The 17,015-nt window shown below is 43.4% G+C and carries 10 protein-coding genes; all 10 read right to left on the bottom strand.

Features of this window, described 5'->3' with window-relative positions; translation table 11 throughout:
- Positions 1-414 precede the first annotated feature (414 nt).
- Entirely contained in the window at positions 415-1,698 is a 1,284-nt protein-coding gene (locus M2419_RS23620) for a Gfo/Idh/MocA family protein (RefSeq protein ID WP_259255749.1), read from the bottom strand.
- A 108-nt stretch (positions 1,699-1,806) separates the two neighbouring features.
- The gene (locus M2419_RS23615; protein ID WP_259255748.1) at positions 1,807-3,648 is read right to left on the bottom strand and encodes an alpha-L-fucosidase; all 1,842 of its coding nucleotides are present in this window, start codon (positions 3,646-3,648) and stop codon (positions 1,807-1,809) included.
- A 53-nt stretch (positions 3,649-3,701) separates the two neighbouring features.
- A complete protein-coding gene (locus tag M2419_RS23610; RefSeq protein WP_259255747.1) occupies positions 3,702-4,667 on the bottom strand; it encodes an SGNH/GDSL hydrolase family protein in 966 nt (321 codons plus the stop codon).
- 309 nt (positions 4,668-4,976) lie between these two features.
- On the bottom strand, positions 4,977-6,485 hold the full coding sequence (locus M2419_RS23605) for a glycoside hydrolase family 32 protein (RefSeq protein ID WP_259255746.1): 1,509 nt from the start codon (positions 6,483-6,485) through the stop codon (positions 4,977-4,979).
- Between the two features lie 66 nt (positions 6,486-6,551).
- Entirely contained in the window at positions 6,552-8,156 is a 1,605-nt protein-coding gene (locus M2419_RS23600; protein WP_159729297.1) for a glycoside hydrolase family 32 protein, read from the bottom strand.
- Positions 8,157-8,231: 75 nt separating this feature from the next.
- Complete coding sequence (locus tag M2419_RS23595; RefSeq protein ID WP_259255745.1) at positions 8,232-9,344, bottom strand: hypothetical protein; 1,113 nt, start codon at positions 9,342-9,344, stop codon at positions 8,232-8,234.
- A gap of 43 nt (positions 9,345-9,387) precedes the next feature.
- The gene (locus tag M2419_RS23590) at positions 9,388-11,070 is read right to left on the bottom strand and encodes a RagB/SusD family nutrient uptake outer membrane protein (protein WP_259255744.1); all 1,683 of its coding nucleotides are present in this window, start codon (positions 11,068-11,070) and stop codon (positions 9,388-9,390) included.
- Between the two features lie 44 nt (positions 11,071-11,114).
- Positions 11,115-14,240: a TonB-dependent receptor gene (locus tag M2419_RS23585; RefSeq protein ID WP_259255743.1), complete on the bottom strand. Its 3,126-nt coding sequence runs from the start codon at positions 14,238-14,240 to the stop codon at positions 11,115-11,117.
- A gap of 86 nt (positions 14,241-14,326) precedes the next feature.
- Positions 14,327-15,277, bottom strand: a complete 951-nt coding sequence (locus M2419_RS23580; RefSeq protein ID WP_259255742.1) for a carbohydrate kinase — start codon at positions 15,275-15,277, stop codon at positions 14,327-14,329.
- Positions 15,278-15,476: 199 nt separating this feature from the next.
- On the bottom strand, positions 15,477-16,799 hold the full coding sequence (locus M2419_RS23575; RefSeq protein ID WP_159729307.1) for a sugar porter family MFS transporter: 1,323 nt from the start codon (positions 16,797-16,799) through the stop codon (positions 15,477-15,479).
- Positions 16,800-17,015: the final 216 nt, after the last annotated feature.

Here is a 17,015-nt window from a genome sequence, read left to right as displayed (position 1 = left end):
CATGTTTTTTTTATCTCCCGATAAGAAAAGCGATCTAGTGATCAAATCGTGTAAATGATCATTCCAATATGCTTGCTTTCATGCGCTTTCCGTTGACAGAAAAACTTGTTTTATATGGCCTTTTGTATCTACAGCGCTAATACTGTCTTCGGGTTGTCTTCGTATTGTGTTCGTACCACCTTCGGATGTGGAGAGTCTTGCTACGGCTATTGATCGAAAGTTGAACAAATAATTCCTGTTCAGGGTCTGGTCAATATCTGTTCAGCACCTGTACAATATCTGTATCCCATCCGAATAAGGTACGAAGCAGGTACGAATCTTTCCCCACTATTTGATCAAAAAATTGTGAGACATGCTTAACAGGCTTAGCGTATTTTGCTAAGCCTGTTTACAATTAATCGCCCAATTTCTTTACTAGAACTTTCTAAAATCCCATTCCCCGCGATAAGGGCGACTGCGCATGAGATTAGCATAGTCATTGTCGAACTGTTCTTTTTGTGGATTCCATTTTAAATCCTTTTGAAGTTCATACGCAATATTGATGGCATTGCACACTGAGCTCGTCCGGTGACCTATTTCAACATCACAGATAGGCTTACTTCTTTTTTTAATCGCATCAACCCAGTCCTGATAGTGATTATCACTATAATACAAACGACGATCAGAAGATGTCAGTTTAAGATTCGCCAAATTTTCCGGGTTCGAGCGGATAAATTCGCGGCTTACTTCAATCTTACCTTTTTCACCAATAAATTGGATCGCATTATGTACTCCCCACTGTACATGGTTTACCCGAACGCCATTGGCATAGCTAAACGAGAGTCCGCTATTGCTATTGGCTTCCTTGGGTGGATTAAACTGAACAGGGCCCGATTCATCCATACCCAAGGCCCATTGCACGATGTCAAACATATGTGCTCCCCAATCGGTGATGTAACCGCCACCAAAATCACGGTAACCACGCCACCAGGCCCATTTATCGTCTTCCAAAGGTGGGCTTAATATCGGGTTATAACCCCGATATGGTGAAGGTCCTACCCACATATCCCAATCGAGATAATCGGGGGCTGGCATAGCGGGAAGGTCACATTGTTTGACCGGTTCGCCCACAGAAACATTGATTTCCTTGATTTTGCCGATATAGCCATTGAGAACCAGTTCTGCTGCCTGTCTAAAATTATAGGAAGAACGCTGCATGCTGCCCGTCTGAAATACACGTTTATATTTTCGGGTTGCATCGACCATTGCACGACCTTCGGCAATGGTCAATGCAAGGGGTTTCTCACAATAAATATCTTTGCCAGCTTTAGCCGCATCAACTGCAATCTGCGCATGCCAATGATCGGGCGTTGCAATGACAACAGCATCAATATCTTTCCGATCCAATAGTTCCCGATAATGATGATAGGCCTTGATCTCGGTCTGTGCTTTTGACAATTCCGTTTGTTTTTTCGCTGTCGCCGCAATAAATGCGGCCAACTTATTACGGTCTACATCACAGGCAGCCAGACTTGCAATTTCCTTGCAGCGATTGAGGCCATTCATCAAGGTATAGGATTGTTTTCCGACACCAATAAATCCAAGATTGATACGATCACTTGGCGCAAGAAATCCATTGCCTCCCAACACAACGCGCGGGACAATTGTAAAAGCCAAAGAGGATACAATTCCCTTGGCTATAAATTCTCTTCTTTTCATTCTTTATGGATAGTTTATTTTTCTGCTCGTCTTTATTGGTACTTCCTCAGTCCTTGACGGCAAAATGGTTTATGTATGGATGATTTGTTCAGTTTTTTTATAAAAAGTTTATTCTTGAATCGGCACCAAAGTAATCGAAGCAATCTCTGGCAAAGTATCGCCTTCGATGGCTGTAGCCTGCAAAATCACCTTCGTACTAGGCTCACCAATTACTTGCTGGGATACCTCAATGTTCCCCATAACCACCTCCTTAAATTTAGCTTCTTTTTCAGCGACGAATGTCCATGGGAGCTGCTGTCCGAGTATCGAGAGCACAATTTTTCCGTGCTGCTTGCTATTCGCCAGATAATTGACGAGCACACGATACTTCCCTGGTTTTTGAATTTTGATATCCCAAAAAACTTTATCCGCAAGGTCTTTCCATTGACCAATGGCGTTCGGGCGGTTTGGATCATGGGTATGCGCACCAATAATTTTTAATCCCTTTCCTTCCTGTAATTTTGCATTATTTGCATTCATCACAATACGTCCATCTGCCTGTGTTTGGGTCAGGCTTTCCTCAACAATTGGCTTTCCCTGGATTTCGACCACAATAACCTTCGGTCCTTTCTTACTGTCGAAGATATCGACAGGAATTGCTGGTCTTCCGTTTTCTAAAGTAGATTTTAACTTCATTTTAGGTGAAGCTAGGGCGTAGACAGCCGTCACTTTATTTTTGATGGGCAGATTTATTTTTCCATCGGCCGGACGATCAAAAACATGCAGGTACAGCTTCCCATTTTTTTGGGTACAATACCCCCAATCCAAGGCTTGGAAAGGGCTCGCGGTGGTACCGTAAATAGATTCGCCATTGACCTTCATCCATTCCCCGATTTGCTCCATAATCCGCACCGCAGGTTCAGGAATGGCTCCGTCACCATCGGGTCCGACATTTAACAGGAAATTTCCCCCTTTACTCACCGTTTCCACAAATAATTGCATGATCTTGGAAAAGCTTTTCCAATTTTGATCATGAGCGCTGTAGCCATAACTTTCATTCATGGTATGGCTTACCTCCCAGTACATACCCGGCAAACCTGTTGGAGGAATATATTTTTCGGGAGTTCCGATATCACCGTTCTTATTTTCGAGTCCGTTCCAAAATCGATTATTGATAATAATATTGGGCTGCCATTTGATCAGATCTGTCAAAATATGCTTTGTCCCCCAGGCTTCCCCCTCATGCTGTTTGCTGCTGAAATCGGGCCATAGCATGTCCAGCCGCCCGTAATTTTGTGCAAGTTCTTTAATTTGGCCATAGAGATAGGCTTTGTAACGTTCATGATCTGGCTGGTGCTTATCCACATTCGGGTTCAACTGAAAGGCCTCATAAGAATCGGGATGTTGCCAATCCAGGAGCGAATAATAAGCTCCTACTTTCATTCCCTCCTGACGGAAAGCATCCATAATTTCGCGGTAAAGATCTCTTCCTTTCGGCGATAAATTTGCCGTACCCGTAACATCATTTTTCAAGGCATAAGGTTGTTGGCTATTGAACAGGCTAAAGCCTTCGTGGTGTCGGGAGGTCAGCACCATATATTTCATTCCGGTTTTTTTCGCAAGGCGCGCCCAGGATTGTGGATCAAAAGAACCTAAAGTAAATTTTGGTTTCAGTACTTCAGCATAGTGCTTACTGGGAATTTTCCCCCAGGTTTGTATCCATTCGGCATAATGCTGTGGATATTGTTTCCCTTCAAAAGAACCACCTGCTGCACTGTACAATCCCCAATGGATAAATAGTCCAAAATGGGCCTCTTTAAACCATTCCATGCGTTTATCTTGCGTCTCCTGCCAACCGGCAACACCTTCATAAGGTGCCGATTTGGTCTGTGAAATAGCAACATCGGTCATGCACAGCAACATTCCCACTGCTGCTGCACACTTCCACTTAAAAAAATTGATTTTCATCATGATATAGATTTATACATAAAAGTTCATTTATTCGGATTACAAGCTATCACCGATCAGAAACCCAACGCTTGAATTTCATCTTGAATAGCAGCATATGCTTTGATTGCATCTTCTATTGGAATTCCTTTGGATAGTCCAGGTCGTTTATGACCTGTATAGGTTAGCCATGCGTCTTTCATCATCGTCTGCCTTTTCAAAACAAGCGTATATAACTGGCGAAGTTTTGGCTGATTGCGCAAATTGTCATCCCATGTGCTTTCAATAGGGAAATCAGGCATCAGGTGCTGTACAATTTCCTTTGCCATTAGCCAATGCCCCAGCTCTCCGGGGTGCACCCCATCTGCAGCCAGCTTAAACTGAGCGTCTTTCTCGATCCCAGCTTCCAAGTAGCGACGCATGGGAAAATGCAGGTCTATGATTTCCCAGGACTGCATTTTGGCATAGCCGATAAGCCATTCGGCATAACGATCCAATACTTTATTGTAGCCATTGAGCCGAAGCTGCGGATCATCATGCACTGGAGGTGTCATCCATAGGATGCGTTTGACGCCCTGATCGACCAAACGTTTGTGCAGACGGATAATTCCATTTTTATAGGCTTCAAAACGGATAGCATCAAAAGGGAGGTAAATGCCGTCATTCATGCCATAACAGACGAAAACCACCTCAGGTTTGATTTTATCAAGCACATTGTCCAGTCGATCAAATAGACAGGGGCGTGGAAATTTTCCATCGGCATGATTCGGTTCACTGAGTCCAGAAACGGTCTCACTTGGTAACCCCGAATTAATAAACTCAGGTTTCCTTTTCGGATGACTGCTCAGGAATAGACTTTCGGTCATGGCGACATATTGCCCCGCGTAAGTAATACTATTGCCTAAAAAAAGCACTTTTTGTCCATTACTCAAACTAAAGTCCTTAACATGACTTTGCCCCTTTACTTGCATAGACAAAAGGCCTAAGCACAATAGCAATACAAAAAAACGAAGTTCTTTTCTACGAAATGATAAATTTAACATTGTGTAATATTGGATCAGTTGGACAAGTACCAAACCTTACATATCTCATTGGTTTAGGTCGATACCAATATGCGCAAAAGACTTATTAGATAACTATTGAGCGCTGTCCATAATTGATTATTTTGGTCATTAAATTAATCAATAAGCACATGAATTCAAATTAAATTACTGAAAGACAGAAGATTGTTACATTTACATCTTCTATCAGTTATTCAAGAACACTTATTCATAACAAAAGGGCTGTCCAAAAGGCAAAAAAAAGCCTGTCCAACCAAGTCGGACAGGCTTATATTCTTAAGCAATTAAGTCTTATTGTGTATTAAATTTGGAGATACTCAGTTCTTTAAACTCCAGCTTTTTATCTCCCACGACACGCAGCTTGGTTATTGGCCTGTTCGGAAAAAATAAACTGGTCATTACCGTTAGCCCCTCGTCTGCAAAAAGTTCCACAGAGCTCACATCAACATACAAACTGAAAGAAAGTGCTCCCTTATTTTGCAGCCGTTGTGCCAAAGCTGTCTTTGGAAATTCTCCATTAAAAGACACTTCACCGGACTTAGAACGATCGATATAATAGGCATTTTGGTCTTCACGATAACCAATAACCAATTCGTCACCAGATTCATTCGATAAGATGACTTTAAAAGCCTGCCGTTTCAAATCTTTAAGGTCCAAACGGTACGCTTGTGGGAGATGTTGCTCGAATGAAACTTCCTTCGTTCCACCGCCATGATATTTTTTTAGCGGACGAAATGCGGTTTCAATTTCTGTGGGCACAGTACTCGCAACGTAGAACGACTGTCCAACTTTTCCTAAAGTTAAAACACGGGGTATGGTTGAGGAGGAACGCCATTTTGTGGTAGGAACCACATTGGCATATTGCCAGTTGCTCATCCAGCCAATCATCAGGTGCCTATCCCCTAGGTTACTCCAGGTTACGCCGGCATAGTTATCGGGTCCCCAATCCAACCATTTTATTTTAGTATCCGCTGTTCGGAACTGATGCCCATCAAAGTCACCCACAAAATATTGTGTCACCGAGCCACCATTGGGTCCACCTGGATTGATGCTCACCAGCAAAACCCATTTTGTAGCTCCTTTGTAATCCATGGGGATAAGATCAGGGCATTCCCAGACTCCACCATGGGCCCCCACCTCTTTGCCAAACTCACTTTCCTTCTGCCATGTTTTCAAATCTTTGGAAGAATAGAAAGTAATACAATCTTTTGTAGCCAAGGTCATAATCCAACGTTGGCTATGCACATGCCACATCACCTTTGGATCTCTGAAATCCCATATACCAGGGTTTGGCAATACCGGATTGCCTTTATACTTTGTCCAGGTAAGGCCCTTGTCCAAACTATAAGCCAAACTTTGATTTTGATGCAATCCTGTTTTTCGATCCTCTTCCTGATGATTGTGATGGGTAAAAATGGCGACCATAGCACCTTTTCCAAAACCTGCCGTGTTATCTTTATCGATTACAGCACTACCGGAGAAAATAGTCCCCAAACTATCGGGGTACAATGCGATCTTCTGCTCGTCCCAATGGATTAAATCTTTACTGATCGCATGGCCCCAATGCATAGGCCCCCAAACGGGTTTTTCGGGATTATGCTGAAAAAAAAGATGATAATTACCGTCCAGATAAACCAGTCCATTGGGATCGTTCATCCAGCCCTGCGGTGGGGTAAAATGGTAAAGTGGGCGATACTTCTCTTCGGGATCTCCTTGTTTATGCTGTCCCGTCTGTGCCAGACTTGTACCAAAAACACTTAGCAGGAGCATCAAAACACCGTATTTCTTTAATCTTATCATTTTTCTTTTATTTACATTTCTAATTAGGTTATTGTTCGCTTCAATAGGCAAATATCGTCTCAATTGTCAGGAAGATTTTTCGATTTTCAACCCATTCACTTGTACTGTTCCTTGATCCGCGAAAATAGTCCAAGGGTTTTGATCCATTTTATAGATCCGGTTGGTAAAAGCAACACGGTCATTCACATATACGATACCAATCGATTTTTCAATAATAATTTTCACGTTAAAAATCCGGTTGGTCGGTACTGTAAGTGGCGTAAAATTGAGTTCTGTTTTGCTTCCGCCGCCATCGCGCGCCTCCTTGTTCATAAACAGTGCTGGCATGTTCCAACGATTGGATGAAGTCAGATCAAAAGCAATGCTATATACTTCGGTCGGATCATCACATGCGCCAAATGAAAAACCAAATTTGCTGGATTGGGAAGCATCAATGGTCATTGTCACTTTCACGGATGAAGTGTTCCGGTTAAATTGTGCATAACTTCTTCCGCCCGATTGCGCTGTCAAACTATAGGTTTTATTCGATTCGGAAACTTGACCAACATTGCTCAGCTTTTCAAAGGCGACTTCCTTATTGAATTTACTGTTTAGGGCTTCCGGAATTTTAGGATATAAACGTCCTGAAGCTCCCTGAACCAACTGGTGTGAAATTAAATTTCCAGCCCAGGGCAGTTCGTTGTTATTATTTACTGTTTGCCCGGTTGAACACCATCCCGAAAGATAACGTGTCGTACCGTCGCTAGCCGTTTTGCCCGCGTAGAGATAGCGTCCGTCGAAGGTTTCATGATGTCCTTCGCTATCCCGACAGATCGTCCAAGGGCCATCCGGAGAATCCGCAACACGATAAAATGTCTTGCGATGTTCATCCCGGTTGATCCGCGAAAACAAGAGATACCATTTATTGCCCATTTTAAATAGATCCGGGCATTCCAATAGTTCTGCATCTGTTTCGATTCCATATTTCTCCACTGTCCCTGTGGTCGCAACGAGCGGTTCAATCATAGACCAACTGCTTAAATCTGTCGACTGATAACGTGCCAGCGTTCCTTTTCCGTCTTTTCGTGTCGTGACTAACATGACGTAGGCATTGCGGCCTTCATCCCAATAAACCTGTGGATCACGAAAATTATTTTGATCATAGCCCGCTGCAGCTTGCAGCGCCATTGCTGGTTGCTTAGTCCAATTCATTAAATCAGTTGACGTAGCCAACATAATCTTTTCCGCAGGCGTAAAAACATTGTTATGCCCCGTATAGAAACAGTAATACAATGTTCCTTTTTTAATAAAACTTCCTGTTCCGATCCATTCATCCTGACTCCCCACAGCACCCGACGACAAGACTTCGGTATAGCCCTCAAATGTACCGTAATCACTTGTCCGCGTACTATAAATCGGATGCCTGTTGGCATTTTCATACAGATAAAACAAGTAGAACTTGTTATCGTTGACATTGTAGTAAGGCATGGGATCGCCCACAAACCCCTGCTGGGGTCTGTAGAACCTTTGATAAGGGCCCGCCTCCTGCCCCGAAATACATACCGTAGAACTATCCACAGGCAGTATTTCCATGGGCCTATCCAGCCCTGTCGAACTCTCGTCCCCATTCTTGCAACTTGTCAACAAACTTAGCAAGAATACTGTCGGAAGCAAATACGTCTTTGGTCTCATGATTTAAATCTTTCTATTAATCCCTGATTAGCTATCATTTTTGCTTTTATAATAACTTGTTTTGTTTGTATTCGATTACTCTTTAGGTAATGCCTTCAATTCGTCCCAGTACATCCGTTGGGTAGGAAATACCACGGGCTGTCCATTAGGATGCTCATGTGGCATTACCAATATATTGTTAATTATAGCTTTTCTTCCGGCAGGAATCTGAAAAACCAATTCTTGCCACTCACCGACATGATCTTTCGAATAATTGGCACGCAACCAATCTTTATTCTGTTCGCCATCCGATTGAATCTCCAATTGCACATCACCAGCAACATCTTTCAATACCATCATCGAGAAACTCCCGTATTCTGCCGGATTGATCGTCACTTTATTTGCATTCCAGAGCGCTCCACCGTGCCAGCCTTCACCAGTTTTATTGTCCCGTACAAAAGACGCACAGAAAGGTGTTGCATTAATTCCAGTGGTTTTCGGATTGGGATAAGGTGAATCTACCGTACTCACCCCTAACCCGTCGAAATGTGGAACGCTGGTTTCGCCATTATAAATCATAAAGATTTGTTTGGGTTCAGTACCCAATAGGGCAGTTACCGTGTATTGGAAAGTCTGCCCCATATACGCAAGGCTGTATTTTATGGGGGAACTTAAATCTACGGGCCCACTCTGATTGGGCGTTATGCTTGCTCCGGCTGTAAATTCTATCACAGGTGATAGGTTCTTTAGGTCTGTCCCCAGGGGTAGGTAAATTTTAATGCTTTTATTTTTCTGATCAATGATCCCTGCTTTTTCTCCGATGCGGAATGCCGTTATTTCTGCTTTGATTTCTTTGACGGTTACTTGGTAGGTATTAAATAGATTACCATTAAACACACGGTAAGTAATCGGTGTTGTGCTAGAAAATGAAAAATTCTGGGCGATGCCTGAAGCTGGAGAAACCTTTGCATTGCTGGGCAATTCAATTGTCGGAGCCACCGCCGAAAGATCTGTACCTTCAGGAACCATGACAAGAATGGTACCTTTTGCCTGATCTACTTTCCCAATGGTATTGCCGACCTTGAAAGAAAGTACATCTACATCTGCACTCAAATTGAGTGTACTCTCAGCATCACGCTTGCAGGCCGCGAGAAGCCCGATAAACAGGATGGTAATCCCTACTTTTATATAATTGTTTAATGTGTTCATTGGAATAATTGGTTATGCTAATCGTTCAACAATAAATGCCTGTTTAATAGCCTGGATTTTGTTTGTACAAATACTTACTTAATCTGATCTGTGCTTCGGGAATCGGCAGATATTCATTCCTATCTGCTGTAAAATGTGCCGAGGAATAATAAGATCGACGTGACTTTTCTACATCATAATAAGCATTCATAGCCTGGTCTGCAATTCCCCAACGTACCAGATCAAAGAATCTTCCATTTTCCATTGCAAGCTCCAAGCGTCTTTCCCAACGTAACGCTTTCCGGGCATTTTCTTCGGTCCACACAATATTATCTCCATTTTTGTAGGTTTCGATCAGCGTTTTATCATTTGCATATCCCGTAAGTGAGGTACTATTTTTTGCGCGCGTACGCACTTGATTGATCAATGGCAATGCTTCAGCCGAACGATGCAGCTCGATAAGCGCCTCTGCCCGCATCAACAGCACATCGGCAAAGCGCAATACAATTCGATTCTTTGTATTCGCATAGAAGGGAACCATGGGGACGAAACAATCACAGTCGGGATCTACATTTTCTTTTAACGAGGCATAAACAGCATACTCCGCCGGATTACGATTCCAGCTTTCTTCGTATGTTCTTTTGCTACTATACTTGTACGGTAAGCCCGGGATTGCAACTGTATGGAATAACCTCGGGTCATACTTCTCGGAGGTATTAAAGCTATTCAACGCATTATAATTATCCAGTGGTAGACCTTTACCCGTTGTGCGAAACGCATTGACAAGGCTTTGACTCGGTTTATTGAAATCACAACAGCCCACCCCCATAGGTACAGATAGCACATCAGAAAAGTTAACACGCCCAAATTTTGTCCCGTCATCTTTTGAAAACTGAACTGAAAACAGCGCTTCTGTCCCATTTTCATACTTACCCGGCAAGAAGTTAAATGCAAAGTCGGTTTCCAGCGTATGGTTCGATGACAGCACAATATCCGTATTTTGTACAACCTTTTCCAAATCTCCCGCATCGATACCCGTCACCAGATTACGTTCGGCATTGTCCTGACGGTATCCCTTATACAGGTAAGCTTTGGCGAGATAAGCGGCAGCGGCGGTACGATTGGCCCGACCGACCTCCGTTTGCACAGCAGGAAGATGATCTACCGCATACTGAAAATCCGCTACAATCTTTTGCCATAGTGCATCGTTGCTTAGGGCTCTATTCGATACGGTTTCATAGCTGTCTACTGGTACATTTTCATCGATATAAGGCACATATTTGAAAAGGATCTTGAGCATAAAGTAAAAATGCCCCCGCAGAAAGCGTGCTTCACCCAGTTTTTCTTCCTTCCCATCGAAACTGTCCATTTCCTGTATGGTCTTGATTGTCGTATTGGCACGCGAAATCGCAACGTACAACTGAAACCATAACTTATCCAACTCCGCGAAATTGGTTGTAATGTTATTTGAGACCTCAAGAAAATGAAAGGTCTGGATATCCTGTGGTCCCGATCCGCCTTTATAAGCATCGTCCGAGCGAACCGTACCATAGGGCCATAAGCTAAAAGGGACATCATAATGATCGTTGCCCAAAGCGGCATAGGTCGCTGTCAATAATCGTTCTGGCTCCTTAACCTGATCGGAGCTCAGCACACCATTGGGTGTTTGATCCAAAAATTTGGTACATCCTGGAAGTAGTCCAGCAAGAACCATAAGTATCGCTATTTTAGTGGTTATTTTTTTCATCCGTATAAATTATTTATAAGTGTATAGCCTTATTTCTCCCCTTTTTAAAATCCAATATTTACCCCAGCTGTCCAGGTCGTTGGAATTGGATACCCCCAACCTACATTTTCAGGATCTACACCTGTAAAATTCTTTGACTTAACGGTAAATAGGTTCTGACCGGTCACATAGATCCTTAGCCGGCTCATACGCAGACGTGAGGCTGTTGCTGTTGGCAAGGTATAACCCAGAGATAGATTCCGGAGTTTCATATAAGATCCATTCTCGATAAAGTAATTTGACAGGCGGCCCTCGTCATTGTTGTTTGTCGTTTGTAAGGCCGGAATCGTCGACGTTGGATTTTGTGGTGTCCATGCATTCAGCAACCGCAGGCCTTTATTGGAATTGACGTCATCCACGCTCCAGAAGTCTGTTTGCTTTTTCAGCCAGTTTTCGACATCTATCCCCTGTACACCCTGAAAGTATGCCGATAGGTCAAACCCTTTATATTTCAGCACAATATTGAGACTATAGGAAAAATCAGGATGTGGACTACCGATCCAGGTACGGTCCATATCCGTAATCTGCTTGTCCGCATCATAGACGTTGACGTAACGTAAACGCCCTATCCCCTTACCGGTCTGATTGACGTGCGCATCCACTTCGTCCTGATTCTGAAAAATACCGTCGGTGACATAGCCATAGAATGATCCCAGCGGCCGGCCGATAATATTATCCCCCTGACGACCTCCATAGGAGTTTTCTACCGCTTCGGGCAAATGTGTCACCTTGTTTTTATAGGTAGAGAACACAGCCATCACATCATAATCCAGTCCAAACGATGTTTTATTGCGATATCCAGCCGATAGGTCCAAACCTTTATTTTCCATGGAGGCACCATTCGCCCAACGGTAACCGCCCTCTCCGACCACACCGATATAGGCTGGATTGATCAACATATCTTTGGTTGCTTTGACATACCAGTCAATCGAACCATATAGACTTTGATTAAACAATGAAAAGTCCAAACCGATATTCGTCTGCGTTGTGGTTTCCCATTTCAGGTCATTGTTTTCTGTTTGGATTTTGCGATATCCCGACGGTAATTTTCCCGTTCCTGCGCCCCAAAGATCGTAGGCTGTGCCATCCACGATGTTCCATGTGGGATCAGCAACACCATATTCGGGGACGAACAGCGCATAGGTAGCCAGATTGCCTATGCCCTGGTTACCTGTCTGCCCCCATCCAACACGCAGCTTGAGGTCCGAAATATAGTTTTTTGTACTTGCCATAAAACGCTCGGACGAAATCCGCCACCCCGCTGTTACCGCCGGGAAAGTTGCAAAGCGGTTATTTTTACCGAAGCGGGAAGAGCCATCGTGTCGCACGGTGAAGGATGCCAGATAGCGGTCATCATAGGAATAATTGGCCTTTCCAAAATAGGATAACAGCGAGAATCCCGTAGAGCCACCACCTACTGCCGCTGTGCCCGTACTCACACCTGGCCACATATACTCAGGTGTCTCTATGGCAAAGGCGCCATCTCCGGCAGTATAGGCATTAAAATTGATATCATTCTGACGGTTCATTTCCATACCGGCAAGCACATCTAAGGTATGTTTATCAATCTCTTTCCGATAAGTCGCCGTATTGGACCAGGTCCACTTCATCCCATGGGACTGTTCCATATTAACCCCACTCCGGCTGCTATTCATAAATCCCGAACGATAGGATACTTCCAAATTACGTTTGTAAAAATTACTATAATCCAAGCCGTAACTGGTGCGGACATGCAAACCTTTTATAAGCTGTAGATCGGCATAGGCATTTCCAAACAACCGCCAATAATTATATTTATTGTTCCGGTTGTCGTAAAGTACACGCATGGGATTATGGCGGTCGTTCATCCCCAATGCTGGCCCACCCCATCCTATTCCATCTACTGTATGGACAGGAATAATGGGCAATGCTTTTAACGAAAGGTCAAGCACATCGCCAGGTACCTGCACTTCACCGGTATTGTTTACCGTAAAATTCTCGCCCACCACCAAACGTCCATCGAATAATTTATAATCGGCATTCATCCGGGCTGATATCCGCTGGAAATCCGTGTAACGGAGTGTCCCATTGTTGTGCAAATAACCTAAGGAGAAAAAGGAACTGGATTTTTCTGTACCGGAGCTTAATGTCGCATTGTAAGATTGTTGCAATCCCGGTTTTGAAACTTCCTTAAACCAATCGGTATCGGAAGCGTACATGGTATGTTCACGGTCGATATACTTGGAAACAAAAACAGTATTGAGCTGAGGTACGCCATTTGCGTCGTTATTCCATTCAAACTGATAACCAATATTATTTCCGTTAGGGTTTCCACCATTATTGATGGTGGCCTGCCACAATGCACGACCATATTGTTGGGCATCCAGCACTTTCATGCGATTATTAAAATGCGTACTGGTGGCATAGGCGTCTACTGTAAGTTTAGGGGCACCTATCTTTCCTTTTTTTGTCGTGATGACAATAACACCATTCGCTGCGCGTGAGCCATAGATACTCGCCGAAGAAGCGTCCTTTAAAACCTGAATACTTTCGATATCATTCGAATTGAGTTCATGCATTCCTCCCTGTGTGGGGGTTCCATCAATGACATACAAGGGATCCTGACTACTGTTGATGGAACTGATTCCGCGCATGCGCACTGTTGCCGCTCCACTCGGACTACCATCCGAAGTTACTGTCATACCAGCTACTCTTCCTTGCAGCGCTTTCATCGGGTTATTTTCCGGAGCCTTCATCATCTCAGCAACATTAACAACACTCACTGCACCCGTCAAATCCTTCTTCCGTTCTGTTTGATATCCTGTAACGACCACTTCATCGAGCCCCTTTTCGGTAGGCGCAAGCTGAATATCGAGGAACTTTCTTCCTGCTACAGCAATCGCCTGGGAGGCATAGCCGACATAGCTTATTTCCAATGTACCCTGATTGCCCGAAGTCTGAAGGACAAATTCTCCCTTTTCATTTGTCTTGGTGGCTATTGTGGTTCCCTTCACCACTAAAGATGCCCCTACTATAGGTGCTGCTGTCCCACTATCCGTAATTCTTCCCCGGATTTCAGTCTGTTGCGCAAATGCGACAACAGAAAAAAGTGCCAAAGACGGGAGCAGCATTGCTTTCTGTCTTGTAAACATAATTGGTTATAAGTAAATGGTTAATGATTTAGATTGATTATTTGATTATGATAGCGGGTAAACTGCTTCGTAAAGAAGCAGTTTACCTACTGTTGCTTCTGAGCTCCATTGAAGATCGGATGCAACCATTGGAATCGATTGATGACCTCATCGTTATATTCAGGACAAGCCCCCCGGCTCTGTGTCACAAATCCACTTAAGGTGGCCGCAAATTCCAGTACTTCCTCCAGCTGAACACCTTCCTGCATCTGAAACCTTTTGGTCAGGAAAGCCGCCAAAAAAGAATCACCACTTCCGATGGTATCTTCTACCTGAACTTTCAAGGCTGGAAAATGATAACTGATATTGTCTTTTTTATAATGATATACCGCTCCATCTGCACCATAGGTTACAATTGCCTCCTGAACTGCAAAACGCTCCATGATCAAGTCTACACGCTGCTGATCGGTATAGGTATCCGTCGCGCCATTCCAGTCGGAAATAACATGCAGTTCCTCGGCATTCATTTTCACAAAATCAGCGTATCCCAACAGTTTATGTATTTTTTCCGGACCAAAATAAGGTGTACGCAGGTTGACATCCATCACCCGGAAGCGGGCTTTTTCCAGCAATAATAGCAAGCTTTGAAAACTTACTTCATCCCGACAGGCCAGACTACCATACACCAAAAAATTCACCGCCGCAACTGCCTCAAGAACAACATTGTCCACCGCTATTCTATCCCAAGCTACAGGATAAACGATATCGTAATGCACGTCGCGTTTTGCATCGATCGAAACCTCTACTGTTGAAGTTGGTAACAAGTCATCGTACTGGAAGAAATCGGTCGGGATACCCAGATCTTCACATACGTTACGCAGCTCGTAACCATTATCGTCACGCCCTATGCGCGTTAGCATACGCGTCGTAACCCCCAATTTATTGAGGTGATAAGCCACATTCAAAGGCGCACCGCCTAATTTTTTACCTGTAGGAAGATTGTCCCAAAGAACCTCGCCAAAACAAATACCCTGTATTGATTTATCTCCGTTTTTCATATTTTCTCCTTTTTTTACAAAGCTTCGGCCGAGCGCCAAAAACCAAGTAACAAATTGATTATTATATTTCCCTTTAAATTCAATGTTGACAATAGAAACACACAACATGCTATCACATTGTCTTTGATTAAATAACTTTAGATAGGCGCCAGTCGCGTCATGGCTACTCCGACACCTATTAGTGTAGTCCAGCTAAAGACTAATGTAGATTGATGGTATGCCCAAGATCTTCCAATGATTTCCCTTTTGTCTCCGGCATAAACTTAAGCACATAAACAAGCTGCAGCACCATAAATAGGGCAAAGATCAAGAAGGTACCACCGCCGCCGAGCATTTCTGTCAAGGCTGGAAAACAAAAAGTGATAATCGCCGCCATCACCCAATGTGTCAAGCTACCAAATGTCTGCCCTTTGGCGCGTACATCATTCGGAAAAATTTCCGAAATAAACACCCAAATCACCGCACCTTGCGAGAATGCGAAAAAAGCAATGAAACTCATCAGATAGATTGTGATCGCAAAACCCGTCGTCTGGTTGGTATAAAAAGCATGTGAAACGAGTGCCAATGAAACAATCAGCCCGATCGAGCCCACCAACATTAATTTTCTTCTGCCCACCTTATCGATGAAATTGATCGCCAGCAACGTAAAAATAAAATTGACAACCCCTATACCAACTGTCGAAAGCAATGAACTCTGCGAGCCCAGGCCAGCCATTTCAAATACACGGGGCGCATAATATATAATCGCGTTGATACCTGAAACTTGATTGAACAGCGCAAAACAAAAGGCCAATAAAATAGGTTTGGCATTTTCGCGAACGAAGAGTTTGCCTTCTCCTGTGGAATTGTTTTTGGACTCCTGAATTTTTGAAATCTCCAGCTCGTAACCATCCGAATTAATTTTTTTCATAATTCGTGTTGCCTCGGCCAAATTCCCCCTGTGCAGCAGCAACCATCTCGGACTTTCCGGAATGAGGAAGATCAAACAGAAGAATAACAACGACGGAAAGCACTGTACCCCCAGCATCCAGCGCCAGGACTCTTCGCCAACCTGACCGATAAAATAATTGGACAAATAGGCTATCAAAATACCTAATACAACGTTGAATTGAAAAAGCCCTACCAACTTACCCCGAGATGCTGCCGGGGAGATTTCTGATATATAGATTGGTGCCGTTACCGAAGAGACGCCAACTCCTATGCCACCCAAAAAGCGGAATAAAATAAATATCGTCCAGTCATTCGCCAGTGCACTACCAATCGCTGAAATAAAGTAAAGGGCTGCAACAGCAAATAAGGTATTTTTACGGCCTAATTTATCGGAAGGCAGTGCACCTAATGCTGCCCCGACAACTGTCCCTATCAAGGCGATGGCCATTGTCAGTCCATGCTGAAACTCACTTAAATGCCAGTGCTCCTGAACGGCCTTTTCTGCTCCCGAAATAACCGCTGTATCAAATCCAAATAAAAATCCGCCTAAAGCCACTACAAAGGACCAAGCTAATACCGTGTTTTTGTTCATGTGATGATCTATAATTGATTAATCCAAATTTAACACGTGCTTCATCTTAACTTAAATTTGGACTTTGCAAAAACATTTATTTATGTAACATTTTTCAAAAAACACTAAAACACTAAAAATCTAACACTTACACTCACTTCACTTTTCAAAACTTTCACTTTTTAAACAGAAAATTTAGAAAATGATACATTTTTGAAGGCTCCTATTTAAGTGTAA

Origin of the sequence: Sphingobacterium sp. BIGb0116 (genome assembly GCF_024808035.1) — a bacterium.
Classification (GTDB): Bacteria; Bacteroidota; Bacteroidia; order Sphingobacteriales; family Sphingobacteriaceae; genus Sphingobacterium; species Sphingobacterium paramultivorum.
The sequence above is the reverse complement of the archived record's forward strand: the minus strand, read 5'-3'. Positions and strand labels throughout refer to the sequence as shown.